The sequence below is a fragment of the Streptomyces sp. C genome (assembly GCF_000158895.1).
GTDB lineage: Bacteria > Actinomycetota > Actinomycetes > Streptomycetales > Streptomycetaceae > Streptomyces > Streptomyces racemochromogenes.
Genome location: NZ_GG657750.1, coordinates 6218345 through 6218807, shown reverse-complemented (window position 1 = coordinate 6218807; position 463 = coordinate 6218345). Strand labels below are relative to the sequence as shown.

Genomic DNA, 463 nt, shown 5'->3' with positions numbered 1-463 from the left:
CCGTGGAGGAGCTGCGCGGCGGAGTGACCCGCCTACACCAGGCCCCTCCCTCAGGGCGGCGGGCACTCCACACTAAAGACGTTAGCCCGAGCGCGCCTGGCAACGGTCGAAGTGCTGGTAGGCGACATCGCGCCGCGCAGCGGCAACCCGGGCCGCGTCGCCAGGCCGGGACAGCGGCGCAGCCCCGGGCGAGGGGGCCGCCCGGCCGGGGTTTCGCGTCCCCGCGAAACTCTGGGGGCCGGGTGCCCGCCGTCGGAGACTCCCCGCATGTCGCGCAGCTACCGCTCCCTCCTCCTCCGTACCCCCGAGTTCGCCCCCTTCTTCCTCGCCGCCGCCCTCCGCGTCGCCGCCTCCACCACCGGCGGCCTCGCCCTCGGGGTGCTGGTCTACGGCCGGACCCGCTCCCCGCTGCTGTCCGCCCTCGCGATGTTCGGGACACTCCCTCGCCCAGGTGCTCGGCGCG

General features: G+C 75.8%; 1 pseudogene. It reads left to right on the top strand.

The features are described from left to right. Positions 1 to 267: 267 nt before the first annotated feature. Positions 268 to 463 (top strand): annotated as a pseudogene (locus SSNG_RS27960) (MFS transporter); the annotation flags it as partial.